This is a genomic window from uncultured Bacteroides sp. (assembly GCF_902491285.1).
GTDB lineage: Bacteria > Bacteroidota > Bacteroidia > Bacteroidales > Bacteroidaceae > Bacteroides.
The window spans coordinates 1-25,498 of sequence record NZ_CABUHK010000039.1; the positions used below are offsets into that span (position 1 = coordinate 1).

19 protein-coding genes are annotated in these 25,498 nt (G+C 43.6%); 13 read left to right on the top strand and 6 right to left on the bottom strand.

All coding sequences use genetic code 11. The annotated features are described in order from the left end of the window. The first annotated feature begins 1,101 nt into the window (after positions 1-1,101). Positions 1,102-1,350, top strand: a complete 249-nt coding sequence (locus tag RDN93_RS11555) for a hypothetical protein (RefSeq protein WP_308745678.1) — start codon at positions 1,102-1,104, stop codon at positions 1,348-1,350. 327 nt (positions 1,351-1,677) lie between these two features. Here the strand turns inward: RDN93_RS11555 and RDN93_RS11560 are convergent, their stop codons facing one another. Further along, positions 1,678-3,018 (bottom strand): sigma-54 dependent transcriptional regulator, encoded by a 1,341-nt coding sequence (locus tag RDN93_RS11560; protein WP_308745679.1) that lies wholly within the window; start codon positions 3,016-3,018, stop codon positions 1,678-1,680. Between the two features lie 131 nt (positions 3,019-3,149). Between RDN93_RS11560 and RDN93_RS11565 the strand changes: the two genes are divergently transcribed. From RDN93_RS11565 to RDN93_RS11580, 4 genes are all read left to right on the top strand, one after another. Then, positions 3,150-5,621: an FAD-dependent oxidoreductase gene (locus RDN93_RS11565; protein ID WP_308745680.1), complete on the top strand. Its 2,472-nt coding sequence runs from the start codon at positions 3,150-3,152 to the stop codon at positions 5,619-5,621. A gap of 33 nt (positions 5,622-5,654) precedes the next feature. Next, positions 5,655-6,005: a winged helix DNA-binding protein gene (locus RDN93_RS11570; protein ID WP_308745681.1), complete on the top strand. Its 351-nt coding sequence runs from the start codon at positions 5,655-5,657 to the stop codon at positions 6,003-6,005. 224 nt (positions 6,006-6,229) lie between these two features. After that, entirely contained in the window at positions 6,230-6,865 is a 636-nt protein-coding gene (locus RDN93_RS11575) for a DUF4136 domain-containing protein (RefSeq protein WP_308745682.1), read from the top strand. Between the two features lie 15 nt (positions 6,866-6,880). Then, positions 6,881-7,507 (top strand): porin family protein, encoded by a 627-nt coding sequence (locus RDN93_RS11580; protein ID WP_308745683.1) that lies wholly within the window; start codon positions 6,881-6,883, stop codon positions 7,505-7,507. Positions 7,508-7,607: 100 nt separating this feature from the next. On the opposite strand, the gene RDN93_RS11585 is transcribed toward RDN93_RS11580, so the two are convergent. Genes RDN93_RS11585 through RDN93_RS11600 form a run of 4 tightly spaced genes read right to left on the bottom strand, consistent with a single transcriptional unit; the run spans position 7,608 to position 13,348 of the window. Then, a complete protein-coding gene (locus RDN93_RS11585) occupies positions 7,608-10,622 on the bottom strand; it encodes a glycoside hydrolase family 3 N-terminal domain-containing protein (protein WP_308745684.1) in 3,015 nt (1,004 codons plus the stop codon). Beyond that, complete coding sequence (locus RDN93_RS11590; RefSeq protein WP_308745685.1) at positions 10,619-11,449, bottom strand: metallophosphatase; 831 nt, start codon at positions 11,447-11,449, stop codon at positions 10,619-10,621. Before RDN93_RS11590 ends, RDN93_RS11585 begins: the two co-directional genes overlap by 4 nt. Before the next feature lie 25 nt (positions 11,450-11,474). After that, a complete protein-coding gene (locus RDN93_RS11595) occupies positions 11,475-12,260 on the bottom strand; it encodes a 5'-nucleotidase (protein WP_308745686.1) in 786 nt (261 codons plus the stop codon). Between the two features lie 14 nt (positions 12,261-12,274). Continuing rightward, complete coding sequence (locus tag RDN93_RS11600) at positions 12,275-13,348, bottom strand: PDDEXK nuclease domain-containing protein (RefSeq protein ID WP_308745687.1); 1,074 nt, start codon at positions 13,346-13,348, stop codon at positions 12,275-12,277. Between the two features lie 181 nt (positions 13,349-13,529). Here RDN93_RS11600 and rplS point away from each other — a divergent pair, with 181 nt between their 5' ends. Next, on the top strand, positions 13,530-13,883 hold the full coding sequence (rplS, locus tag RDN93_RS11605; RefSeq protein ID WP_167959626.1) for a 50S ribosomal protein L19: 354 nt from the start codon (positions 13,530-13,532) through the stop codon (positions 13,881-13,883). A gap of 179 nt (positions 13,884-14,062) precedes the next feature. Here rplS and RDN93_RS11610 read toward each other — a convergent pair whose 3' ends face one another. Further along, the gene (locus RDN93_RS11610) at positions 14,063-15,043 is read right to left on the bottom strand and encodes an ROK family protein (RefSeq protein WP_308745688.1); all 981 of its coding nucleotides are present in this window, start codon (positions 15,041-15,043) and stop codon (positions 14,063-14,065) included. Positions 15,044-15,222: 179 nt separating this feature from the next. Between RDN93_RS11610 and RDN93_RS11615 the strand changes: the two genes are divergently transcribed. From RDN93_RS11615 to msrB, 7 genes are all read left to right on the top strand, one after another. Continuing rightward, positions 15,223-15,939 carry an ABC transporter ATP-binding protein gene (locus RDN93_RS11615; protein WP_308745689.1) on the top strand — a complete coding sequence of 239 codons (717 nt, stop codon included), beginning with the start codon at positions 15,223-15,225 and terminating at the stop codon, positions 15,937-15,939. Between the two features lie 34 nt (positions 15,940-15,973). Further along, a complete protein-coding gene (locus tag RDN93_RS11620; RefSeq protein ID WP_308745690.1) occupies positions 15,974-17,233 on the top strand; it encodes an ABC transporter permease in 1,260 nt (419 codons plus the stop codon). Between the two features lie 4 nt (positions 17,234-17,237). Then, a complete protein-coding gene (locus RDN93_RS11625; protein ID WP_308745691.1) occupies positions 17,238-18,479 on the top strand; it encodes an ABC transporter permease in 1,242 nt (413 codons plus the stop codon). A 57-nt stretch (positions 18,480-18,536) separates the two neighbouring features. Then, positions 18,537-19,637 carry an efflux RND transporter periplasmic adaptor subunit gene (locus RDN93_RS11630; protein ID WP_308745692.1) on the top strand — a complete coding sequence of 367 codons (1,101 nt, stop codon included), beginning with the start codon at positions 18,537-18,539 and terminating at the stop codon, positions 19,635-19,637. 9 nt (positions 19,638-19,646) lie between these two features. After that, positions 19,647-20,987: a TolC family protein gene (locus RDN93_RS11635; protein ID WP_308745693.1), complete on the top strand. Its 1,341-nt coding sequence runs from the start codon at positions 19,647-19,649 to the stop codon at positions 20,985-20,987. A gap of 224 nt (positions 20,988-21,211) precedes the next feature. Continuing rightward, positions 21,212-24,349 carry an ATP-binding protein gene (locus RDN93_RS11640; RefSeq protein ID WP_308745694.1) on the top strand — a complete coding sequence of 1,046 codons (3,138 nt, stop codon included), beginning with the start codon at positions 21,212-21,214 and terminating at the stop codon, positions 24,347-24,349. 103 nt (positions 24,350-24,452) lie between these two features. Beyond that, positions 24,453-25,424 carry a peptide-methionine (R)-S-oxide reductase MsrB gene (msrB, locus tag RDN93_RS11645; protein WP_308745695.1) on the top strand — a complete coding sequence of 324 codons (972 nt, stop codon included), beginning with the start codon at positions 24,453-24,455 and terminating at the stop codon, positions 25,422-25,424. The last annotated feature ends 74 nt before the right edge of the window (positions 25,425-25,498 follow it).

Here is a 25,498-nt window from a genome sequence, read left to right on the forward strand (position 1 = left end):
ATTTAGCAAGCAAACAATATTGACAAGGAAATGACTATGAGACATGAAATTATTTGGGTTATACGTAGGCGACTTTCAAATCTCCCTCCAATTAGCATTTTCGGCTTAAAGGCAACGCATTCATGAGTTAAACTCAACGGGCGATGGGGTTACGCTGCTCAGCCCCTCTGCAAAGAAAAAGGTTCTTCGTCAAATTTGGTGGTAAATTCTTTATCTCTTTATTTCCAAGTTAATAATTATCCCTTTTTACTCACTTTCATAAGAAAATATAGGCACTGACTGAATTAGCTAAATGAGCGGAGAAAAACTTACCACCAAATTTGACGAAGAACCAAGAAAAAGAAAACATTTCTCATATTCTCATAACATACACCGTAATTACATATAAATCAACAAGATAGCACTATGAGAAATAAAATCAAAAACGGGATTTCTCATACTTTTTCCACCACTTTAGCCTAAAAACAGTGTATTTCTCATGCATTTATCAATCATTTCTCATAAGGAAAGCAACACTTCTGAAACAGAAGAATTATTAAACAGCAACATTTGTCAAGGTAAACATGAAGGAATGTACCGCTTAATTTCATATCATCAAGCGGTACTTTACAACACACAAAGCAGACATCAAGATGTCATCCCACTATTGTCCGGACATCTTTCCTTAGCCATCTGTACATCCTCCCTTAGCCATGTGGAAGGGCTCACTTCTGTAAACAAATAAGCTGACAGCCGTAGATAGATACGACCACATATATGAACAAAAAAGCCCACAATTGTGAGCCCCTACACATGATGAAGGGAAAACATTAGAATAACAAAGGATTGACATACAACATACAAAGAATGACATATAATATATAAGGAAGTTACGTATGACATATAAGGAACCGACATATAATATATAAGGGCTTTACGTATGATATATAGGAGAAAAAGAAGAAAAACGGGTACTTGAAACCGAAACAGGCATAAGATTAGAGGCTATATGAAGCAAATCAGGCACAAAAAGCAGCCGGCATGGAGTATACAGACTTAGCACAAGGAAACATATATCACACTGATTACAAGAATATTACTTGCTAAAAGTAAAAAATCAGTATGAGAGCAAAAGTTACTATCAGGGGGATAAAACGACCTGCTACCATAGAGGAAACAACGATGAACAAGGGGATTCAAGCAATTTATGAGGGTATGAGGGCAAAACTCAACAAAACTTTTATGGGAAGAACCTACCAACAGAAAGATACAATGGAGTTGGACAAAGTTTTCACTCCGGCATTTTGCAGGGCTTCGAGAGGTATCTATTGGAGAAGATTGCAAACCGGTATATGCCAGCCAGGATATTAATCATTCCCACTTTCTTATCAACAATCATAGCCGGGTATTATCCCATTCCGGATGCCGAAACAATTTCCGACTTGCAGTGTTCTAACCACAACGAATGGCATTGGTTTCTTTGGGCTTCAAAGGAGAAAAGACTTCTTGTATGTAAATCAAGGATATGCGCAAACTACATAGTGTGGGACGGTATATTGATAGCTAATTCCCAAGAAAGCGTTCAGGGATTCCCACTTTAGTTATCAGGAGCCGTCATCCCTAATACCACACTATGTTTTATTTTTGTTTGTTTGTATGCTAATGCCCTGCGCTGTGAAGCGCGGGGCATTCATTTATCTAAATCTTATATTCTTCTATCTTCCGATATAGCGTAGTAAGCCCTATTTTCAACAAGCGGGCTGTCTCCGTCTTATTCCCTTTTGTATATTCCAACACACGTGCAATATGCCTGCGCTCCATCGCAGCCAGTTCAAAACTGCCCGTTGTATCGTCCGAACATTCATAGTGACTGTTCTGAATCTCCAAAGGAAGGTCGCAGACATCCAATCGCCCGCCTTCACAAACTATCAGACTGCGTTCGATTACGTTTCTCAGTTCGCGGATATTCCCTTTCCAGGGCTGTTGCTCCAATGCATGAAGAAAGGCGGGAGTCATTTCACAGATTGCATACGAGAGCTTTTCAGAAAATCTTTTGGCAAAGGCGGCAGCAAGAATCTTAATATCTCCTGCACGTTCGCGAAGCGCAGGAAGATGTACCTGAAATACGGAAAGGCGGTAGAACAAGTCTTCACGGAACCGCCCTGCCTTGATTTCTTCCTGCAAGTTGCGGTTAGTGGCGGCAATGACACGTACATTGACCCGTGTCGGTTTGGTGTCGCCTATCTTTATATATTCACCAGTTTCGAGGATACGCAATAACTTAGCTTGCAGTTCAAATGCCATCTCACCGATTTCGTCCAGAAAGATAGTTCCGTTGCTGGCTTCTTCAAAAAGCCCTTTCTTATCTTTTACCGCACCGGTGAACGAGCCGGCTCTATGCCCGAACATTTCGCTTTCCAGCAATTCCTTACTGAAAGAGGAACAATTGACCGCCACAAAATTCTGCTTGCTGCGTTTGCTGTTATAATGTATGGCCTGTGCAAACACTTCCTTTCCCGTTCCGGTTTCTCCGGTCAGCAATACAGGAACATCTGTCACGGACACCTTTTGCGCCAGCAAGACAGCGTCTTTCAATGTTTTCGATTCCCCCAGAATAGAATCGAACGAATACATCTGCCCGACTTTCTTTTCCAGTTTCTCCAGGCGGAGATTCATCTTCGCCTTTTCTACGGCACGGCTCACCAGAGGGATAATCTTATTGTTATCGTCTCCTTTCGTTATATAATCAAACGCACCATTCTTGATAGCCTGCACACCGTCGGGGATATTGCCATGGGCGGTAAGAAGAATCACTTCTACGTTGGGAGCCGTCTTTTTGATGTTCAACACCAAGTCCACACCATTTCCGTCCGGAAGAAAAACATCGCACAAAACCACATCGGGCGATTGGACTTCCAATTGCTTGACGGCAGCCTTACAGTCACCTGCCTGACACACTTCATACCCTTCGAGCCCCAACATACGAGCCAGAAGGCTGCGAATCTGGACTTCATCGTCAATAATAAGAATCTTACTCATACAATTTGCCTGTATTAAAATAGAAGAATGAAAAAACAGGGTGTGCAAATATAAGTTTTTTCAATGAATCCATGAACATTTTGCTTACGTAGTTCGTTATTTCCATAGGAAACTATTTACAAAATAAATATATGAAAATAATCATTATCGGAGGCGTTGCAGGCGGAGCTACCACTGCTGCCCGAATCAGACGAGTAGACGAATCGGCAGAAATCATTCTTTTGGAAAAAGGGAAATATATATCGTATGCCAATTGCGGGCTACCTTATTATATAGGCGGAGTTATCGAAGAACGCGAAAAACTGTTCGTCCAGACTCCCGAAGCATTTTCTACACGATTCCGCGTAGATGTCCGCACGGAAAATGAAGTGATTTTTATCGACCGGAAAAGAAAGACGGTCACGGTGCGGCAAAGCAGCGAGGACACGTATGAAGAGAGTTACGACAAGTTGTTAATATCAACCGGTGCCTCCCCCGTACGTCCACCCCTGCCGGGGATAGACCTGAGCGGAATCTTCACGCTGAGAAACGTTGCGGATACGGATAAAATCAAAGCATATATCGACAGCCACGCTCCGCGGAAAGCCGTAGTGGTAGGAGCCGGATTTATCGGACTCGAAATGGCGGAAAACCTGCATGCGCAAGGGGCGAAAGTGTCGATTGTGGAAATGGGCAACCAAGTAATGGCGCCCATCGACTTTTCGATGGCTTCGCTGGTTCATCAACACCTGATGGACAAGGGGGTGAATTTATATTTGGAACAAGCCGTAGCTTCTTTTGAACGGAACGGCAAAGGATTGAAGGTCAACTTCAAGAACGGCCGGTCTATTGCAGCCGATATCGTTATCTTATCTATCGGGGTGCGTCCGGAAACGAATCTGGCACGGGCTGCCGAACTGACTATCGGCGCTGCCGGCGGCATTGCCGTGAATGATTACCTGCAAACGTCCGACGAATCCATCTATGCGATTGGCGACGCGATTGAATATCGCCATCCGATTACCGGAAAGCCCTGGCTCAATTATCTTGCCGGACCCGCCAACCGCCAGGGGCGTATCGTCGCAGACAATATACTGGGAGCGAAGATTCCGTATGAAGGCTCCATCGGCACTTCCATCGCCAAGGTTTTCGACATGACGGTGGCCTCTACCGGATTGCCCGGAAAACGATTGCGGCTGGAAGGAATTGATTATATGTCGTCTACCATTCATCCGTCTTCCCACGCCGGATATTACCCGGATGCAATGCCGATGAGTATAAAAATCACTTTCGACAAGCAGACAGGACGGCTGTACGGAGGACAGATTGTGGGCTATGACGGAGTGGACAAGCGGATTGACGAACTTGCGCTTGTCATCAAGCATGAGGGAACCATCTACGACCTGATGAAAGTGGAACAGGCTTATGCGCCCCCGTTCTCTTCCGCCAAGGATCCGGTAGCACTTGCGGGCTATGTGGCAGAAGATATTATTACAGGCAGAACGAATCCTGTGTATTGGAGAGAATTGAGAGACATTGAAATGGAGAACAAATTCCTGCTGGATGTCCGCACTTCGGATGAATTTGCTTTAGGAACGTTGCCGGGAGCCGTGAATATCCCGTTGGATGAACTTCGCGACCGGCTGTCGGAACTGCCGAAAGACCGGATGATTTATACGTTCTGCGCTGTCGGGCTACGGGGATATCTCGCCTACCGTATCTTGACACAACACGGATTTGACAAGGTACGTAATCTGTCGGGCGGACTGAAAACTTACCGTGCCGCTACTGCCCCTATCATCCTGCACGAAGAAAATGAGAATGAAACGCTGGAAACGCCCGCACAGCAAGAGACAACGGCACAAACCGGACAACCTGCCACCCCCGCCGCAACCGCCCAGACAATACGGGTGGATGCTTGCGGACTGCAATGTCCCGGCCCGATTCTGAAGATGAAAAAGACTATGGACGGACTGGCTTCGGGCGAACGGGTGGAGATTACGGCAACTGATCCGGGATTCCCACGTGACGCCGCCGCATGGTGCAGCTCGACCGGCAACCAACTGATTTCGAAAGAAACATCCGGTGGAAAATCTGTTGTTATTATAGAAAAAGGAGAACCAAAATCATGTAATATTGTTACTACTTGTGATGGCAAAGGAAAAACTTTTATCATGTTTAGTGATGATTTAGATAAAGCTTTAGCTACCTTTGTGCTCGCTAATGGCGCAGCAGCCACGGGACAGAAAGTCACAATCTTCTTTACCTTTTGGGGATTGAACGTCATCAAAAAGTTGCATAAGCCGAAAGTGGAGAAAGATATTTTTGGAAAGATGTTTGGTATGATGCTGCCTTCAAGCTCCAAGAAGCTGAAACTTTCAAAGATGAGCATGGGCGGAATAGGCGGAAAGATGATGCGGTATATCATGAAGGAGAAAGGAATCGACTCACTCGAATCACTGCGTCGGCAAGCTCTGGAAAACGGCGTCGAATTCATCGCTTGCCAGATGTCGATGGATGTGATGGGAGTGAAAAAAGAAGAACTCCTGGACGATGTGACCATCGGCGGCGTAGCAACGTATATGGAACGAGCGGACAATGCCAACGTCAATCTGTTTATTTAACAGGAAGAATTAATAAAATATATTCAATAAGATATGAAAACAATATGTGCAATGCGTGATGTATTCAGAGCCATGACAAACTTTGAATCTGCATTTGAAAAAGTCTACCGGATATCACTGAACGAAGCTATGATATTGTGCTGCCTCAAGTGCTCAACGGAAAGAATGACAGCCACCAACCTGGCAAAACAAACAGACTTGAGCCCGTCGCATACATCAAAAATGCTCCGGATACTGGAGGAAAAAGAGCTAATCATCCGGACACTCGGAAACGAAGACCGCCGGCAAATGTATTTCCATCTGTCCCAAGCGGGTAAACAACGGGTGAACGAACTGGAACTTGATAAAGTTGAAATACCGGAATTACTAAGACCTTTGTTTTAACAACGGATTTTCAAACAAATTCCCGCAAACAGTAAAACAATGAGCAATCCGCCTGAACATGGGCAGATTGCTCATTGTTCTTACAGAAAAGAACAAAAAGAAAGATGTTAATTTTCCGGCAAAATAATTTTTCAGGCGAACCTTTTCTTTTTTTTCTTGTTGTTTGTAACAAAAGCCCCAAGGTACCAGGGCATGATTTTATATAACCTAAACATTATAAAGATATGAAGAAATTAATTCCTATTTTATTGGCGGTCTTTGCACTCGCTTCCTGCGAAAAAGACCCGGACATGGGTAAGCTGGATGACAACTATCTGGTATACACTAACCACGACGAGAAAGCTGACTTCAAAGTTCCTACTTTCTTTCTGGCACCTCAGATCCTGGTGATCAGTGACAGTAAAGAACCGGAATATCTCGAAGGAGAAGGCGCTGAACAAATTTTGGCTGCTTACACGGAAAACATGGAAGCCAGAGGATATACGGCCGCTGCCGACAAAGAAAGCGCTGACCTCGGTATTCAAGTGAGCTACATCGCAAGTACTTATTATTTCACCAGCTACGCACAGCCGGAATGGTGGTGGGGATATCCCGGTTACTGGGGCCCGAACTACTGGGGCGGAACCTGGGGTGGCGGATGGTACTACCCGTATGCTGTGACTTACAGCTATAGTACCAACTCATTCCTGACAGAAATGGTGAACTTGCAAGCCGAACAAGGTGAAAGCAAAAAACTGCCTATTGTATGGACAAGCTACCTGACCGGATTTGACACTGGTTCCAAAGCTATCAACCGCACTCTCGCAGTGGAGGCTGTCAACCAGTCATTCGCTCAGTCACCTTATCTTACTAACAAATAATCAACTACAACTGTTATGAAAACAAGAAAAAATATATACTTCAAGGTGATAGCCTTGGCGGCTATTGCCATCGCCTTCGCCATGCCGGCCAAGGCACAGTTATCAGACAATGGATATGCCAACATCGACTGGCAGTTCAATGCCCCGCTAAGTAATCATTTCGCTGACAAAGCAAGTGGTTGGGGTATGAACTTCGAAGGTGGTTATTTTGTAACTCCCAACATCGGTTTGGGACTTTTCCTTAACTATCACAGCAACCACGAATACGTAGGTCGTGAAACGTTTAAAATGGCAGGCGGCGATGTAACTACCGACCAGCAACATACTATGTTCCAGTTGCCTTTCGGTGCTGCTGCACGCTACCAATGGAACCGCGGCGGTTCTTTCCAACCTTATGTCAGCGCAAAATTAGGTGCTGAATATGCGAAAATCCGCTCCAACTTCAATATGCTTGAAGCAAGAGAAGACAGTTGGGGATTCTATGCTTCTCCTGAAGTGGGTGTCAACGTATTCCCTTGGGTGTACGGTCCGGGCTTGCACTTTGCATTGTACTACAGCTATGGTACCAACAAGGCTGACGTACTGCATTACAGTGTAGACGGATTGAGCAACTTCGGCTTCCGCCTGGGTGTATCGTTCTAAAAAAGAACTACAACTGTCAGAATATTACGTTAATAATAAAAAGATGCCCTTCTACCGTTACAGGTGGAAGGGCATTTCTTTTTATTTTTTATCGGAAGGATTATTTTTTCTTCATCGCGCCATAAATCGCTTCCTGTATCCGTTCGCGAATATGCAGTTGATTGAGTTTACGATTGGTAACATCGGGATAGATGCGGTTGCTCAGGAAAACATACACTAGTTCGTTCTCGGGATCCACCCATGCACAAGTACCGGTAAATCCGGTATGGCCGTACACTCCGGCAGGAGCAACGGATGCACAATTTCCCTTCTTTGAATCTTGCATATCCGGCTTATCAAACCCTAAGCCTCGCCTGCTTATCTTTGACACTTCTGTGGTGAATAGCTGACAGGTTTCTTTGCTCAGATAACGTTTTCCGTCTATCTCTCCCCCATTCAGCAACATCTGATAGATATGCGCCACTTCACGGGCAGTAGAGAACAGCCCGGCATTCCCCGCCAGCCCGCCGAAGAAGGCGGAAGCCTCATCATGCACGAATCCCTGCAAGGTCTCTTTACGCAAGAAACGGTCTTTATTGGAAGGAACGATTTCTGATTTGGCAAAACGGCGCAAAGGCAAATAGCCGGTACGCTCCAACCCCATCGGCCCGTAAAACTCACGCTGCAAGTAGGCTTCCATAGGCATACCCGCCAACTGTTCCACCAACATTCCCAACAGAATGAATCCTATATCGCTATATACGTAACGTTTCTGCTTCAACGGAGTTTCCACGATTTTCTCTTCTATCACTTTCCGGAAAGAACGGTTCAACCACAGGCTGTCGCAAATCTGAACTGTATAATCTCCGGTCTTGACAGGAGATATGTATTCACTCTTAAACTTGAATTTCGGGTTCGCCCACGTAGCTGTCCCAATCCGCACCGGATGCTGTGCATCTTTGCGTGCGCTGAACAGTCTCCCGTCATAACTGTCCTTATCAATGGCTTCTTGATAGAAAGGAAGCCAGGGGGGCAGTCCGGACTGATGGTACAGGATTTCCCGAATCGTTATATCCTTCTTATCAGTACGTTGCAGAAACGGCAAATAATCGGAAATCTTATCAGTCAGATTAAAACGCCCCTTATCGTAGAGTTTCATGACGGCGAGCAGCGTTCCCGTTGTCTTGGAAAGGGAAGCCAAGTCATAGATGTCCGTAGATTCGACACGGGGACTTCCTTTTCCCGCATAAGTACCGAATGCCTTATCAAACATGATATGACCGTTTTTCAGGACTACCACCTGGCAACCGGGATAGGCACCCTGCTGAATACCGTCCAAGGCAATGGTGTCAATCTTTTTAAGAAGGGCGGATGAAAGTCCGTATTCCTCCGGAATGAAGTGCGAAGGGCTTTCCGGAGTGATAGTCACTCCCGCACCTGTCGGAAACAATCCGCCGAGACTTGCTGATAATCGGCCGTCCGCGGTAGCTTTGGCAAATAATATGTCAGCCGTCTGACGCTGTACGTCGCTATTGTGACTATGCCCCAATACCACTGCCGAAGCGTCAGATACCGCCCGGTGAATCTGCAACATCATTTTCCCGGGAGTGAAGAAGAGATAAATAGCCGGACTTTCGGGAGCGAACTTTGCAAAGAACGGGTGATAAGGAGCCAGGCGTTGTTCACTTACGGCTATTACGATTCGTTTATAAGCAGCCAGCGAATCACGCAGTCGCCGGTTTTCTTCTTCTGTCTGATTAGGACGGAGACGAAAACGTGACAGTGACGCATAGCGGGACATTTGTTTCGCCAATGTTTCCGTTTCTCCCGGTTTCCCGACTTCGAGCAATGCAATCCTCTGCGCCTTGTCGGCGTGGAGCGGCAGGATATGATTCTTATTATTCAGAACGGTAATTGCCGCCTGGTTCAGCCGACGAATCAAATCACGTGCCTGAGGGCTGTTGACTCGTTGTTCCAGACCGGACAACTGTACAAACGGCTTTTTCTTGAGTCCTAACACATACTTATAGGTCAATACTTTACGGCATTTATTTTCAATATCCTCTTTGCTCAGTTCCCCTTTTTCAACGGCTTCGAGCACGGCAGGAATTTCATCTTTCAGATTGCGCGGAGCAAGTACCATATCATTACCGGCTTTCAGTGCCTGCAAGCTGACGTTGCCGTTGCCGGACACTCCTTTCATAGCAAGGGCATCGGTGAATATCAACCCTTTGAAGGCCAACTCGTCCGTCAGCAAATCATAGACGACATTACGGGACAAAGAAGAAGGAAGTCCGCCTATCGGCTCGATAGCAGGCACTTGCAGATGTCCCACCATCATACCGCCCAGTCCGGCACGAATCGCTTTTTTAAAGGGATACAGTTCAACGCTGTCCAAACGCTCGCGAGTGAAAGGAAGCACCGGAAGCGCTTTATGTGAATCGACATCGGTGTCTCCATGACCGGGAAAATGTTTACAGACGGATAATACTCCCCCACCTTCCAGGCCATAAGCGTAAGCGATTACTTTATCTGCAACCTGCACCGGGTCTTCTCCGAAAGAACGGGTGTTGATGACCGGGTTCTTGGGATTGATGTTCACATCCGCTACCGGAGCAAAATTAACCTGCACTCCAATCTGCCGGCATTGACGGGCTACTTCTCTCCCGTATTCATAAATCAGTTGATTGTCACGGATGCATCCCAATACCATATTTCTTGGAAAAACAGGCGTTCCGCGCAAACGCATCGCCAGCCCCCATTCTCCGTCGAAAGTAATCATAACAGGTACTTTCGCCTGTTTTTGCGCCCGGTTTGTCAAGTCGACCTGGGTTTGCATCTTCCCACCGGAAAAAAGGAGTCCGCCTACCTTATAAGTATCGACAGCTTCGCGCAGCAGCTCCAGATTCCGTTTGGTATCTACCGGTGCAATGGTATAGATAAATAACTGCCCCACCTTCTCTTTAAAGGAGAGTTTGTTCATCACCGAGTCTACCCAATGACGGCAATCTTCATCCTGAAGAGCTTTATAAACTAACAGTGGTTCGGCAGTGGTGGTAACATTCTGAGCCGAGCTTGTGGCTTGTCCGACCGAGAATAGAATTAAAATCGCTAAAATTGAGGGAATTATCTTCATTTACGTTTCAAAGTCAAATTGAGACGACCCACACGCACACCACTTTTTCCTGAGTGCATGAGGGGCACCTCTTTTCCGTCCATATTCAAATAAGTTTTCGGACCTTTCATAAAGGTATGCGAATGTCCGCCCAAAATCACGTCGATATTGCGTGTTTTCGCAACCAGGCGTTCGTCCATCTGAATGCCCAGATGGGACAGGCATACAATCACGTCACACCCTTTCTTTTTCAGCAAGGCTGCTATCTCATTCGATACTTCGATAGGGTTTTCATAAACTACTCCTTCACATTTATTCGCCTGAATCAAACCTTCGGGCTTAGCTCCCAAGCCGAATACACCAATCTTCAAGCCGTATCTTTCGAGGATTACATAAGGCTTTACGATGCCTTTCAAGGGGGTAGCATCGAGGTTGTAGTTGGCGCAAACTACCGGAAAGTTTGCCATTTTGAAAAGACGTGCCATATTATCCAGGCCGAAATCAAACTCATGGTTGCCGATAGTCATGGCATCGTACCCCATTTCGTTCATCAACTTGACTTCCACTTCTCCCTGAAACATATTATAATAAGGTGTGCCTTGGGAAATGTCTCCACAATCGAACAACAGGACATTCTTATGTTCCTTGCGGAACCGGTCAAGGAAAGTAGCCCGGCGGACAAAGCCGCCTTCATCATAATTACGGTCGCCTTTCTGGTTGATAGGTTCGATACGGCTATGTACGTCGCTGGTCTGTAAAAGTATAAGTTCCTTGGTATCCTGCGCAAATATGGAAAAAGCAAAGCTCAATGCAAGGCATAACAGGAATGATATCTGAATTCTTTTCATATTCAATATTTTTAGATTCTCCTTCTTATTTTATGGTAATGCGTCCGTCCAGTTTGGAAGTAATCATTTTGCCTTCGGCAGTCTGCTTCCGGACATAATCGAGAAATAGGCCGCGTAAAGTAGCGCCATCGGGACATTCGCGTTTCTCTGCTTGCAGGAAAGCGTCCATCCGTCCGTTGCCGTCTGCCAGATAGTCGATGGTAGCTACCGTATAGAGTTGGTTGTCTTCCACGGGTTTGCCGCCAATTGTAGCATTTAATAATTCTCCATTCTTCGTGATTTCCAGACGAATACCACTTACACCTTCTCCGCGCAGGGAAGCAATCGCTTTAAAAAGTCGTTTCATGTCCGAGCCTTTCATTGTCAGGATACAAAGGGAATTCTCAAAAGGAAGTATTTCAAAGATTTCACTTACTGTGATTTCACCTTTCGGCAGGATATTGCGTAATCCGCCCATATTCACCAGGCCCATATCGGCAGGTTTGCCCAACATCGGAGCGGCAGCTTGCTGCAAGACGCTTGCTACGAGATTGGAAAGCAGGCTTTCAGGCCCCCCTTTATCCATTTTCATTTCACTGGTACCGATGACTTCATACATCATCCCGTCAATCTTATCCTTATAGGGCTTTAATACTTCGGCAGCTTTTTTGTCCGGATTAGTATCCCAGGAAGAATCAACCTTAATCATACTACCTTCCACTTTTGCCACTTGATAGTGAGCCGCAACCTCCCGTGTCGAGCGACAGGACGTGAACAGGAAACCACCTGCCAACGCTGCCACTATCAGATACTTTACATAAGTCTGTTTCATGTTCGCTATTTTTATTATTTATCAAGAATCTCTTTTAAATGCTTTTGCAATATTTCCTTGGGGATTAACTGCCGCTTGTACTCTGCAATCATTGTGGGACTTAAGCTACGACTTAATGCATATTCAACAACTTGACTATCTGCACTTTTACACAATAATATTCCTATACTCGGATTCTCATTTTCTTTTTTTACATCCCGGTCTAACGCTTCAAGATAAAAATCCAATTGCCCCAGATATTCCGGTCTAAACTCATTCGTTTTAATCTCCATCGCAACCAAGCATCGCAGTCCACGATGAAAAAAAAGCAAATCAATCCGAAAGTCTTTCATTCCGACCTGCACACGATACTCCTCATCCACAAACAAAAAATCTTTTCCCAATTCTAATATAAAATTCTTCATCTGTTTCACTAAGCCAGCCTGAAGACTTCTCTCACTATGATTTTCAGGCAAACCAAGAAAATCAACCATATATGTGTCTTTGAAAATCCGCCCGGCATCCGGATATGCTTTTTCCAATGCTAGTGATTGATGCGTATTCCCTAATAAACTCCGTTCATAAACACAAGCATCAATCTGCCTGCGAAGTTCCTGATAAGTAAGGTTTTCTCTATTACTTAATAATATGTAGAAAATGCGTTCTTCAGGAGACGTGCATCCGGACATTATCTCAAGATGGGCAGACCAGCCCACTTGTACCAATAAAAAGAGTACAGCAGCATCGTCACCAAATTGCGTCAGAACGTCTGACGCAATTGCCTGTTCTTTGATTTGCGTCGGAATGGCTGACGCAAATTCTACAGTAGAATATTCATTATAGAATCTGACCATTCTTTCAATAGAACGTTTTTCATACCCTTTGATACCGGGGATTTTCTCTTTGAGATATACAACAAGCATATCTATGACCTTGCTCCCCCACTTGGCAGACCTTATTTTATCGGAGACATACCGCCCAATCTCCCAATTACTAAGAATTATCTCATTATTTAAAGCTTTATAAGCTCGCTTCTTACGTGTATCAATTATTAATTTGATTTCGTCAAATTGAGCTTGGTATTGTATATTTGGTATGCTTACTTCCATCTTTATTTATTATTGGTAACCCAACAAGCCTTTTCTTGTTCACAGCTACAAATATACAAAAAACATTTGGCTATCTGCCAAATAATTCGTTACTTTGCACCGCTTTCGCGCAATCGCTGTCAAGAGACGAGATACTTGGTATGTTGCGTTGTAACGATGAAACAATTTAATAATAACAACAATGGATTTAATTAAAATTGCAGAAGAAGCATTTGCTACCGGAAAACAGCACCCGAGCTTCAAAGCAGGAGACACTGTAACAGTAGCATATCGTATTATTGAAGGTAACAAAGAACGTGTACAGTTGTACCGTGGTGTTGTTATCAAAATCGCCGGTCACGGAGACAAAAAACGTTTTACTGTACGTAAAATGTCAGGTACTATCGGTGTAGAAAGAATTTTCCCAATCGAATCACCGGCTATCGACAGCATCGAAGTGAACAAGGTAGGTAAAGTTCGTCGCGCTAAATTGTACTACCTGCGTGCTCTTACCGGTAAGAAAGCCAGAATCAAAGAAAAAAGAGTTAACAACTAAGATTAACTCTAAGATTCGAAATAAAAAAGGGAGCTTCATTCAAGATGAAGTTCCCTTTTTTATTGGCCATCAAATGCTGCTTTTTCCTCACCGGTCCTTCTCCGACAGAGATGAAAAAAGAAAGTCCCCGGAAACAATAGTTCCCGGGGACTTTCATTACCTTTATTATAAAATTGATATTATTCTTTAATATCCTTCAGTTCCCAAGCCAAAGCGCTGGCACCCAATACGGCAGCATCAGAGTCTTTCAGTTCGGAAACGAGCAATTTTGTCTTGCCTTTATAGATATTCAAGACATTTTCGTCGATTGATTTCTGAATCGGTTTCATGATATAATCACCCGATTTGGCCAAACCACCGAATAATACAATAGCTTCAGGACTAGAGAATGCAATAGCGTCTGCCAATGCTTCACCCAAAATATTACCTGTAAATTCGAAGATTTCCTGTGCAAGTTTATCGCCCTGTACGGCTGCATCATATACATCTTTTGATGTGATGTTTTCTGCCGGAATGTTGCGAAGCAAGCTGGAATCGGTACGAGCTGCAAGGAATTCACGAGCTGTACGTGCTACACCGGTAGCCGAACAGTAAGTCTCCAGACAACCTTTACGGCCACAACCACAAATACGACCTTCGCGACGGGCAATCACGTGACCCAATTCGCCTGCAAAACCGTCATGACCATATACCATCTGACCGTTGATAACGATACCACTACCTACACCGGTACCCAGCGTAATCATGATAAAGTCTTTCATACCACGGGCAGCACCATAAGTCATTTCACCGATAGCGGCAGCATTAGCGTCGTTTGTCAGAGCAGTGGGAATACCCAGTCTTTCTTCAAACATAGCAGCCAGTGGAAGGATACCTTTCCAAGGCAAGTTCGGTGCGAATTCAATCGTTCCTGTATAGTAGTTGCCATTCGGAGCACCGACACCGATACCTCTGATTTTGTCAACACCGCCATTAGCGATAATCAACGGAAGCAGGTTCTTGCAAACTTCGTCAGCATACTCTTCGGCAGTAGGATAACCGGCAGTTTTGATTGAGCTGCTGGCAATAATAGTTCCGCGTGCGTCAACAATTCCAAAGACGGTGTTCGTTCCGCCTATGTCAATACCTACTACGTAGGGCTTTTCCATGTTTGAATTCATGATACTTTTATTTAAAAGGGTTAGTTAATCATTAAGTTTACTGCACACAAATTACGTAAAGAAGATTGAGTTTACAAAATGTTTTTCAAAAAAAGTTCACTCTCTCTGCAACTTTTTGTATCTTGCAGTCGTCTAATAGTAGAAAATTATTAGAAAACAGAAACTAAATAAAGAAAATTGTGATACAACTAACAGACATCAACAAGACCTACAACAACGGAGCGCCTCTCCATGTACTCAAAGGTATCAACCTCAATATCGAACGAGGTGAATTTGTTTCGATTATGGGAGCATCCGGATCCGGCAAATCTACTTTACTCAACATATTAGGCATACTGGACAATTACGACACCGGAGAGTACTACCTGAACAATGTACTTATCAAAAACCTGAGCGAGACCAAAGCCGCCGAATACCGGAACCGTATGATAGGATTTATTTTCCAGTCGTTCAACCTGATTTCCTTTAAAGATGCCGTAGAAAATGTAGCACTTCCTTTATTCTATCAGGGGGTAAGTCGCAAAAAAAGAAATGCGCTTGCACTGGAATATCTCGACCGGCTGGGTTTGAAAGACTGGGCACATCATATGCCCAACGAAATGAGCGGCGGGCAGAAACAACGTGTAGCCATCGCACGTGCACTCATCACCCAGCCACAAATTATCCTGGCGGACGAACCGACCGGAGCCTTGGACAGCAAGACTTCCGTAGAAGTGATGCAGATTCTGAAAGATTTGCATAAAATGGGAATGACGATTGTAGTCGTCACTCATGAGAGTGGCGTTGCCAACCAGACAGACAAGATTATACATATCAAAGATGGTATTATCGAACGAATCGAGGATAACATCGACCACGACGCCTCTCCTTTCGGCAAGGACGGCATCATGAAATAAATCCAAATCCACCACCTACTATACAAACATTATCATGATTGATATTTGGCAAGAAATATACAGTACCATCAAGCGCAACAAACTGAGGACGTTTCTCACCGGATTTGCTGTGGCATGGGGTATCTTTATGCTTATCGTCCTGCTGGGTGCAGGCAACGGGCTGATTCACGCATTCGAAGAATCGGCTTCGGAACGTGCACTGAACAGTATTAAAATCTATCCGGGCTGGACTTCCAAGTCTTACGACGGACTAAAAGAGGGGCGACAGATTCAACTGGACAACAAGGATTTCCAGATCACCGATACCCATTTCTCCAATAATGTCATTACGACAGGAGCATCGATCTGGCAAGGTTCCGTCAACATCAGCTTCGGTTCGGAGTATGCCAGTGTCGGACTGGCGGGAGTCTTCCCTAACCATATAGAAATGGAGACTATAAAGCTTTTTAAAGGGCGTTTCATTAATGAGACGGATATAAAAGAAAGACGGAAAGTAATCGTCCTTCATAAGAAAACGGCTGAAATACTTTTTAATAAGACACATATCGAACCTATCGGGCAATTTGTCAACATGGGAAATGTTGTCTATCGGGTAGTAGGACTCTGCAACGACAAAGGAGACAGCGGGGAGAATCCCGCTCTCATCCCTTTTTCCACTCTGCAAACTATCTATAATAAAGGCGACAAGCTGAACTGTCTGACCATTGCTACAAAGAATCTGGAAACAATCGAAGCAAATGAGAACTTTGAGAAAGAATACCGAAAAGCTCTAGGTGCCAACCATCGTTTTGACCCTACCGACCATAGCGCTATCTGGATATGGAACCGATTCACCAATTATCTACAACAACAGCAAGGCATGGTCATTCTACGCACCGGAATCTGGGTTATCGGTATCTTCACTCTTTTAAGCGGCATTGTAGGGGTGTCCAATATCATGCTGATCACCGTTAAAGAACGTACACGCGAGTTCGGTATCCGCAAGGCGTTAGGAGCTAAACCGAGATCTATTCTTTGGCTTATTATTGTAGAAAGTATCATCATCACCACCACATTCGGATACATCGGCATGGTGGCCGGCATCGGAGTGACCGAATGGATGAACAATGCCTTCGGGAATCAGACAATGGATACCGGAGTGTGGACGGAAACGGTTTTCCTGAATCCTACCGTAGATATAAGAATTGCCATACAGGCTACACTTACATTAGTAATAGCTGGTACGTTAGCCGGATTGTTCCCTGCCCGCAAAGCGGTCAGCATCCGGCCGATTGAAGCACTTAGAGCAGATTAAGAATATGAAAATAGACATGGATACCTGTGAGGAAATCCTCATAACCATCACAAGAAATAAAACAAGAAGCCTGCTGACTGCCTTCGGTGTGTTCTGGGGAATCTTCATGCTTGTCGCCCTTATCGGTGGCGGGCAGGGATTGGAAGATATGATGAAAAAGAACTTTGAAGGATTCGCCACCAACTCCGGCTTCCTTGCTTCGCAAAGAACGGGTGAAGCCTACAAAGGTTTCCGTAAAGGAAGATGGTGGAATCTGGAAGCTGTCGACATTGAACGCCTGCGTTCGCAAGTCAAAGATGTGGAAGTCATTACTCCTTCTATCGCCCGTTGGGGGTCGAAAGCCGTATATGAAGATAAAAAATATGATTGCAGCGTAAAAGGACTGTATCCCGACTATCTTCACATTGAATCACAGGAAATGGCTTATGGCAGATTTATCAATGATGTAGATATTAAGGAAGCGCGCAAAGTGTGTGTTATCGGGAAACGGGTTTATGAAAGTCTTTTCAAAGCAGGAGAAGACCCGTGCGGGAAATACATACGTGTAGACGGAATTTATTACCGGATTATCGGTATGTCTTCTTCCGAAGGAGACATGAACATACAGGGACGGGCTTCGGAAGCTGTCACCCTGCCCTTCACTACCATGCAACAAACGTACAACCTGGGCGGACGAATTGATGTTATCTGTTTTACCGCAAAGCATGGAGTCAAAGTGTCTGACCTGCAACCGAAAATGGAAGAGATTATCAAAGCCGCACATTATATTGCTCCCAATGACAAACAGGCGCTTATGTACCTGAATGCAGAAGCTATGTTTTCAATGGTTGATAATTTATTTACCGGCATTAATATATTAGTCTGGATGGTCGGCTTGGGAACTCTGCTGGCCGGTGCCATCGGTGTGTCTAATATCATGATGGTAACCGTGAAAGAACGCACTACCGAAATCGGTATCCGTCGGGCAATCGGTGCACGTCCGAAAGACATCATGCAACAAATCCTGTCAGAAAGTATGGTATTGACAACCATTGCCGGGATGTGCGGAATCTCCTTTGCCGTCATGATACTGCAACTAGTGGAAATGGCTGCAAATTCAGGTGGTGGAGATACTCATTTCCAAGTCAGCTTCGGACTGGCAATCGGTACTTGTGCCTTGTTGATTGCATTAGGAATGTTGGCAGGACTGGCACCCGCTTACCGGGCTATGGCTATCAGACCGATTGAAGCAATCCGCGACGAGTAGAAGTTGAGAATGAAGAGTTGAGAACGAAGAATTAAAAATTAAACACATATATCCAAGATGAAAAAGTATCTGAAAATCGCATTATTGGTAATCATTGCCATAATCCTTATTGGAACGTTCGTATTCCTTTATCAGAAATCCCAGCCCAAGGTCATTGTTTATGAAACGGTGAAGGCGGAAATAACTGACTTGCAAAAGACTACAGTAGCTACCGGGAAGGTGGAACCAAGAGATGAAATCTTAATCAAACCGCAGATTTCCGGCATCATAGACGAATTGTACAAAGAAGCAGGACAAAGCGTAAAGAAAGGTGAAGTGATAGCCAAAGTTAAGGTTATCCCCGAACTCGGGCAACTGAACTCGGCTGAAAGCCGCGTCCGCCTGGCAGAGATTAATGCGGCACAGGCTGAAACTGATTTTGCCCGCGTCAAGAAGTTATATGAAGACCAGCTAATCAGCCGGGAAGAATATGAGAAAAGCGAAGTTGTCGTCAAACAGGCGCGTGAAGAGAGACAGACCGCAAAAGATAATCTCGAAATCGTAAAAGAAGGCATTACCAAAAACAGTGCTTCATTCAGTAGCACCATGATCCGTTCCACTATTGACGGATTGATTCTGGACGTACCGGTAAAAGCCGGTAACTCCGTTATCATGAGCAATACCTTCAACGATGGAACAACCATTGCCACAGTAGCCAACATGAACGATCTCATTTTCCGTGGCAATATTGATGAAACGGAAGTGGGGCGCATCCATGAAGGTATGTCGTTGAAACTGACAATCGGTGCTTTGCAGAATTTGACTTTCAACGCAATTCTGGAATATATATCTCCCAAAGGAGTGGAAACCAACGGAGCCAACCAGTTCGAAATCAAGGCTGCCATTTCTGTTCCCGATTCCGTACAAATCCGTTCCGGATACTCCGCCAATGCAGAAATCGTGTTGCAACGTGCCAATCAGGTATTGGCAGTGCCTGAAAGCACTGTCGAATTTAGCGGGGATTCTACTTTTGTATATCTTATGACGGATTCCGTACCTCAACAGAAGTTCCAACGTACTCAAGTGACCGCAGGGATGAGCGACGGTATCAAGATAGAAATTAAAAAAGGGATAACTGCACAGGATAAAATACGTGGTGCTGAGAAAAAAGACAAATAATAGACTTCAATGAAAACAATCCGTAAAACCATATCAGTACTTCTGCTCTCAGGAATCGGAATAATTTCCATTCAGGCGCAGGACAACAACTCGTCGCAAGCATGGACACTGCGACAATGTATTGACTATGCCATTGAGCATAATATAGAGATTCGCAAGTCCGCCAACAATACTGAAATAAGCAAGATAGATGTGCATACAACCAAGTGGGCACGTCTCCCTAATTTGAGTGGTAGTGCCAGTCAGAACTGGAGCTGGGGACGTACAGCTTCTCCGGTAGATAACTCATATAGCAATATTAACAGTGCTAATACGAGCCTTAGTTTAGGCACAAACGTTCCTATATTTACTGGTTTGCAGTTGTCTAATCAATACTCGCTTGCTAAACTGGATCTGAAAGCGGCTATTGAAGACCTCAACAAAGCCAAAGAGGATATTGCCATAAATGTCACTTCTGCTTATTTGCAAGTATTGTTCAATTTTGAATTAAGCAAAGTTGCCCATAATCAAGTAAATTTGAGCAAAGACCAACTGAAGCGTATTCAAGGACTTTTCGGAGTAGGCAAAGCATCTCCGTCCGAAGTGGCTGAAGCGCAAGCCCGTGTAGCACAAGATGAAATGACCGCTGTACAGTCCGATAATAAATACAAATTATCATTACTTGACCTCAGTCAACTCTTGGAATTACCGACACCGGAAGGTTTTGTACTTGAAAATCCCAAAGAAGAACTGGAATTTACTCCTCTAACTCCGCCGGATGATATTTATACGCAGGCACTTGCCTACAAGCCAAGTATAAAATCGGCAGAATACAAGTTACAAGGTAGTATCAACAGCATCCGTCTTGCGCAAAGTAACTTCTACCCACAGTTATCTTTTAGCGCCGGTTTGGGAAGTAATTACTATACAGTTAACGGAAAATCAGAAGGGGGATTCGGCAGTCAGATGAAAAACAACCTGAATAAATATGTAGGATTCAATCTTAGTGTTCCACTCTTCAACCGTTTTTCCACACGCAATAAGGTACGGACAGCCCGTTTACAGCAAAACAATCTTACACTGCAATTGGACAATGCTAAAAAAACGCTCTACAAGGAGATTCAACAATCCTGGTACAATGCTTTAGCGGCAGAAAGCAAATATAATTCCAGTGAAGTTGCAGTGAAAGCCAATGAAGAATCTTTCCGTCTCATGAGTGAAAAGTTCAATAACGGCAAGGCCACTTTTGTGGAATACAATGAATCAAAACTGAATCTGACTAAAGCACTTTCAGACAGACTACAAGCTAAATATGATTATTTGTTCTGCACTAAAATCCTGGATTTCTATAAAGGACAGATTATAGAATAAAATCTCTACACAATAAATGAGAGACTGCACCATCCGTGTCTTAAAAAACAGGCACAACATGGTGCAGTCTCTTTATTAATCCCCCACGCAAAGCAAGACATCCATTTTGGGAAATAATATTTAATCTCTACATTATTTCTCTTTTATTTACTGTTTATTGAATAATAAGCCTTATCTTTCGGCAAATTTGAACAAAATAAAGAGCAATCAAAACAAACTTACAAATGAAGGTATCATATTTCAAGAAAGTATTAATATTACTCCTTTTTATAACGGGAATGTTTCATTCCCTCTGTTATGCCGTCCAAACCCAACAGAACAATTTATCATCCGATTGTATTCTAATTATCAACTCTTATACAGAGATGTCATTATGGAGCAACGACTTCATAGATCCGATATACAAAGAATACAGCACAGCGAAAAGCCATGTAGATATCCATACGGAACATATGAATATGCTTATCATCAACGATGAGGAAGCCTTGCAAGAATACAAGGAGAATCTATTTCAAAGATATGGCAATACTCCTCCCAAACTAATTGTCTTATTAGGAAATTCGTCATGGGTATTACTAAACAAGGACATCGAGAAGCATTGGAAAAATATACCGGTTATCCTTTGTGCAGAAAGGAAATATACAGGTGACGACAGCATATATTTAAAAAAGAGGGTTATTCCCGAAGAGGATAGAAAATCACTGGCAGACTATCAGGGCAGCATACCTCTGACTGTCCTTTACACCCCTTTCTACATCAAAGAAACGGTGAAATTGATGGATACGCTTATTCCACACATGAAGAAGTTAGTATTCCTTTCGGACAGGCGTTGTATCAGTGCGCAATACCGGGAAGAAGTCAATGAACTGATACACACCGAATACCCCACCGTCAAGATTGAACACCTGATTGCAGGCGATATTACGAATGATGCCCTGATTGATTCTTTAAAAATGTTCGACTCCCAAACCGGGGTGTTGTTTCTTTCCTGGTTTAAAAAAGAGCAGCAACAAGGTAATGCCATTCTTACCTCCAATATATCCAGGCTATTAAGCAACTACTCTAAAGCTCCCATCTTCACACTGCACAACAATGCCCTGGAAACAAACGGATTGATTGGAGGATGTTTCTGGCCGAATAATGTCATAAAAAACTATATTATAAAAACGATTCAACAAGTACTGGCGAAGCCACAAATCGGGAAAACCCGATTTATAGAAATGAGGCCACCCTGCCCATACATCAATTATATCGATTTACAAAATTCCGGACTACAGATAAGCCGTTGTCCGTCCGATACGGTCTTCAGCATGAAGCCGCCAACGTTCTTTGAGCAAAACTGGCACTATATTATCATTATTTGTTTTATTATGCTTTCAGGTATCTTATATCTGATGTGGGTTAGAAAAATCGCCACCGAACGGGGTAAACGTCTGGATGCGATGATGAATTACAGCAGCTTAATAGAAAACATGCCTATTTTATATGCCAAGGAAGAACTGATTTACGATGCGGAAGGACATATTATAGATTTCATCTATCGCGAAGTAAATCCGATTTTCGAAAAGTACATCATACCTAAAGGCAAAATAATAGGAAAGAAGCAAAGCGAACTCAGCAAGTCCGATAATATACAACTTATCAACATGTACAATTCGCTTAATAACAAGAGGGAACTTACTTTCCAATATTATGTTGAAGAAAAACAAACCTATCTGACTGTTATCATCACCCCTTCCAAACAGAAAGGCTTTATTGATGTCTTTTGCGTAGACAACACAGAACTGGTAGTAACCCAGCAAATACTCCACTCCACCAATCATAAATTATCCGCTGCACTTGATGTAGCCGATATCACTCCCTGGAAATGGGACTTGGAAAAAAACACAATCTTATGTGATGTCAATCGCCCTGTTGAAGTCATCCAAGAACAGGGAATAGTCGGCGAACAGCATTTATCGGTTTCCGACACTTCCTATTTTTCCAATATCTGCAAAGAAGACAAGGAACGAATAACGGCAGCTTATCAGCGGCTCATCAATGGAGAGGTTTCAAAACTTAAAGAAGAATTCCGGATTGTTCCTAAAAAAGGAAATTCATTGCATTATGAATGGGTGGAAGTACAAGCTACAGTAGATGACAGAGATGAAAACGGCAAACCTAAGACGCTTGTAGGTTCTTCATTAGTCATCACTCAAAGAAAAGAGATGGAGGAAGCCTTGATTAGAGCCAAGGAGAAAGCGGAAGAATCCAATAAGCTGAAATCTGCCTTCCTGGCAAATATGAGTCATGAGATTCGTACTCCGCTGAATGCCATAGTCGGTTTCTCGGGCATTCTGGCTTCGACAGAAGAGGAAGACGAAGAAGAGAAACAGGAATATATACACATTATCGAAGACAACAATAATCTACTTCTCCAACTGATTAGTGACATTCTTGATCTTTCTAAGATTGAAGCCGGCACATTGGAATTTGTATATAGCAATGTGGATGTTAACGAATTGTTCTTCAATCTGGAAGACTCGGCCGGAATGAGGAATAAAAATCAGAATGTCCGGATTATATATAACCGGGAAATGCCGGAATGCAGTATCAGTACAGACAAAAACCGGCTGACACAAGTAGTCAGCAACCTAATCAACAATGCGATGAAGTTCACAGAGAAAGGTAGTATCCAATTCGGATACCATCTGCAAGATAACGATGATTTCCTGCATTTTTATGTAACAGACACAGGTAGCGGAATTCCGGAAGAACAACTGGGAAATATTTTCGGACGTTTTGTCAAACTCAACAATTTTGTACAAGGCACAGGACTAGGATTATCAATCTGCCAGACTATCGTTGAAAACATGGGCGGACAGATAGGAGTAACTTCCAAAGAGGGAGAAGGAACGACTTTCTGGTTTACATTGCCTTATATCCCTACTGAAAAAGTATCGCTAAACATCAAGGAACACGAAGCTTATCGTCACGTAGACAGTAAGGAAAAGCTCAGCATACTGATTGCAGAAGATAATGACAGTAATTATAAATTATTTGAATCCGTACTCAAAAAAGAATATACATTAATCCACGCATGGGATGGCGAGGAAGCCGTACAACTGTTTAAAGAGCATAATCCGCATATTGTACTGATGGATATCAATATGCCTAAAATGAACGGATACGAAGCGACAAAAAAGATACATGAGTTGTCTCCCGAAACTCCTGTTATAGCAATTACCGCCTTCGCTTACGCAGAAGATGAACAACGCATTCTGAATGGTGGCTTTGACGGATATACTTCCAAACCGATCCAACCCGGGAAATTACGGACACAAATCATTGAACTGCTGAAAAAGCGCTTATTATTTATGTAAGAACAGAGAAATAGAAAGTTTACTACCTATTCATTCTAAATCCTGCACAACTCTTAAAACATATCCGTCGGTTCATCCGTTACTATAAAAAGAACCAACGGATATGAAACATTTTATTATCGCAGCAGAAATTTATCTTGCAGGGGGATGCTTCTGGGGAACAGAACATTTCCTGAAACAAATCAGAGGGGTAGAAAGCACTCAAGTGGGATATGCCAATAGCATTATCACTAATCCGACATACCAACAGGTATGTTCGGGAGAAACGAATGCAGCCGAAACAGTGAAAGTGATCTATGACCCTAAAACTATAGATTTAAGTTTACTTCTTGAGCTCTACTTTAAAACGATAGATCCTACCAGCCTTAACCAACAAGGGAATGATCGTGGTACGCAATATAGGACAGGGATTTACTATACAAATAAGGATGATGTTCCCGTTATCAATCAGGCTATTCAGACTTTGGCGAACCAATATAAAACTCCCATTGCAATAGAAGTAAAGCCGTTAGCCAATTTCTATCCGGCAGAAAACTATCATCAGGATTACCTGGATAAGAATCCGAACGGGTATTGCCATATCAATCCTGCTTTATTTGAAATGGCACGGAAAGCCAATGCTCCCCAAACAAAAAGTTATCAAAAACCGGATGATGCGACTCTACGGAAAAAATTATCGGCAAAACAGTATGCAGTGACACAGAAGAACGCAACGGAGCCGGCTTTCCGGAATGAGTATTGGGATGAACATCGCCCCGGCATTTATGTAGATGTCACTACCGGAGAACCCTTGTTTGTTTCTACCGATAAATTCGATTCCGGCTGTGGATGGCCTAGTTTCTCCAAACCTATTCAGAAAGAGCTGATTGCAGAGAAGAAAGATACTACGTATGGAATGGTTCGCACAGAAGTTCGCAGCAAAAGCGGTGATGCCCATTTGGGACATGTATTCACTGACGGGCCGAAAGAAAAGGGCGGACTCCGTTATTGCATCAACAGTGCCTCACTTCGTTTTATTCCGAAAGAGAAGATGAAAGAAGAGGGTTATGGAGACTACTTATCACTCGTAAAATAAAAGCTCGTTAAAATAAAAGCGGGATAAATAATAGAGCGTGAAATCGGGGCGGATACAATCCGCCCCGATACCCA

What these genes read in the sequence shown, in the direction of transcription:
- msrB (WP_308745695.1), top strand. Translation starts at nt 24,453, where the DNA reads ATGAAACATTTTATTATCGCAGCAGAAATTTATCTTGCAGGGGGATGC.
- RDN93_RS11585 (WP_308745684.1), bottom strand. Translation starts at nt 10,622, where the DNA reads ATGAAGATAATTCCCTCAATTTTAGCGATTTTAATTCTATTCTCGGTC.
- RDN93_RS11570 (WP_308745681.1), top strand. Translation starts at nt 5,655, where the DNA reads ATGAAAACAATATGTGCAATGCGTGATGTATTCAGAGCCATGACAAAC.
- rplS (WP_167959626.1), top strand. Translation starts at nt 13,530, where the DNA reads ATGGATTTAATTAAAATTGCAGAAGAAGCATTTGCTACCGGAAAACAG.
- RDN93_RS11630 (WP_308745692.1), top strand. Translation starts at nt 18,537, where the DNA reads ATGAAAAAGTATCTGAAAATCGCATTATTGGTAATCATTGCCATAATC.
- RDN93_RS11575 (WP_308745682.1), top strand. Translation starts at nt 6,230, where the DNA reads ATGAAGAAATTAATTCCTATTTTATTGGCGGTCTTTGCACTCGCTTCC.
- RDN93_RS11620 (WP_308745690.1), top strand. Translation starts at nt 15,974, where the DNA reads ATGATTGATATTTGGCAAGAAATATACAGTACCATCAAGCGCAACAAA.
- RDN93_RS11580 (WP_308745683.1), top strand. Translation starts at nt 6,881, where the DNA reads ATGAAAACAAGAAAAAATATATACTTCAAGGTGATAGCCTTGGCGGCT.
- RDN93_RS11635 (WP_308745693.1), top strand. Translation starts at nt 19,647, where the DNA reads ATGAAAACAATCCGTAAAACCATATCAGTACTTCTGCTCTCAGGAATC.
- RDN93_RS11625 (WP_308745691.1), top strand. Translation starts at nt 17,238, where the DNA reads ATGAAAATAGACATGGATACCTGTGAGGAAATCCTCATAACCATCACA.
- RDN93_RS11560 (WP_308745679.1), bottom strand. Translation starts at nt 3,018, where the DNA reads ATGAGTAAGATTCTTATTATTGACGATGAAGTCCAGATTCGCAGCCTT.
- RDN93_RS11555 (WP_308745678.1), top strand. Translation starts at nt 1,102, where the DNA reads ATGAGAGCAAAAGTTACTATCAGGGGGATAAAACGACCTGCTACCATA.
- RDN93_RS11610 (WP_308745688.1), bottom strand. Translation starts at nt 15,043, where the DNA reads ATGAATTCAAACATGGAAAAGCCCTACGTAGTAGGTATTGACATAGGC.
- RDN93_RS11600 (WP_308745687.1), bottom strand. Translation starts at nt 13,348, where the DNA reads ATGGAAGTAAGCATACCAAATATACAATACCAAGCTCAATTTGACGAA.
- RDN93_RS11640 (WP_308745694.1), top strand. Translation starts at nt 21,212, where the DNA reads ATGAAGGTATCATATTTCAAGAAAGTATTAATATTACTCCTTTTTATA.
- RDN93_RS11565 (WP_308745680.1), top strand. Translation starts at nt 3,150, where the DNA reads ATGAAAATAATCATTATCGGAGGCGTTGCAGGCGGAGCTACCACTGCT.
- RDN93_RS11595 (WP_308745686.1), bottom strand. Translation starts at nt 12,260, where the DNA reads ATGAAACAGACTTATGTAAAGTATCTGATAGTGGCAGCGTTGGCAGGT.
- RDN93_RS11590 (WP_308745685.1), bottom strand. Translation starts at nt 11,449, where the DNA reads ATGAAAAGAATTCAGATATCATTCCTGTTATGCCTTGCATTGAGCTTT.